Origin of the sequence: Methylobacterium sp. GXS13, assembly GCF_001455965.1 — a bacterium.
Lineage (GTDB): Bacteria > Pseudomonadota > Alphaproteobacteria > Rhizobiales > Beijerinckiaceae > Methylobacterium.
Genome location: NZ_LKKO01000004.1, coordinates 1 through 945, shown reverse-complemented (window position 1 = coordinate 945; position 945 = coordinate 1). Strand labels below are relative to the sequence as shown.

The window sequence follows — 945 nt, the reverse complement described above, 5'->3', positions numbered from 1 at the left end:
AACTTTATGACACAGTAGTACTAAGAGCCCGTCCGAAAATGGTCTGAGGCGGGGTTGAGTGGCCGGGATGACGATGCTTCCAGGAGGGTGCTGAAGCCTGACCTGGAAGCGCCATGTGGACCCCGACCACCCGGCGGCAGCATAGCCGCGCGGGCCTTCGCTATGAAACCGATCTGACGGATGCCGAGTGGGCGGTGATCGAGCTGCTGATGCCGAGGCCGGAGCCGCGCGGTCGGCCTCCGGTCTGGACGCCCCGAGAGATCTTGAACGCGATCTTCTACGTTCTGCGCGGCGGCATCGCATGGCGGCTGATCCCCAAGGATCTGCCGCCGCGATCGACCACGTTCGGCTACTTCAGCCGCTGGCGCGACACAGGGCTGTTCGGCCGGATCAATCACCACCTCGTCCTGGCTGATCGCGAGCGTGTCGGACGCGAAGCCTCGCCGTCCGCCGCCGTGCTCGACAGCAAGACCGTCAAAACCATGGAGAGCGGCGGGCCACGCGGCTACGACGCCGGTAAGAAGGTCAAAGGCCGCAAACGCCAAGCGCTGGTCGACACGGACGGGCGTGCGCTCGTCCTCGATCCGCAGCCTGCCGACGTGCAAGACCGGGACGGAGCCATTCCGGTCCTGCGCCTGTCACGCCGAAGCTTCCCGTTCATCGTCAAGGCCTTCGCCGACGCCGGCTATGCCGGCGACAAGCCAGCGAGCGCGACGATCATTGCCGTCGAGATCGTGCGCAAGCCTCCGGATCAGGTCGGCTTCGCTGTCCATCCACGCCGGTGGGTCGTTGAACGGTTCTTCGGCTGGATCAGCCGCAACCGGCGCCTCTGGAGAGATGCGGAAGCGACCCTCGCCTCCGCCAGAGCCTTCCTCTACGCCGCAGCCGTCATGATCCTCGTCAGACGCCTCGCCCGATCACCCTGCTTCTCGAACGCATTCTAAG

1 protein-coding gene is annotated in these 945 nt (G+C 65.4%); it reads left to right on the top strand.

The features are described 5' to 3' along the window. Positions 1–113: 113 nt before the first annotated feature. A complete protein-coding gene (locus AO398_RS03905) occupies positions 114–944 on the top strand; it encodes an IS5 family transposase (protein WP_058190737.1) in 831 nt (276 codons plus the stop codon). Position 945 lies beyond the last annotated feature (1 nt).

What these genes read in the sequence shown, in the direction of transcription:
- AO398_RS03905 (WP_058190737.1), top strand. Translation starts at nt 114, where the DNA reads ATGTGGACCCCGACCACCCGGCGGCAGCATAGCCGCGCGGGCCTTCGC.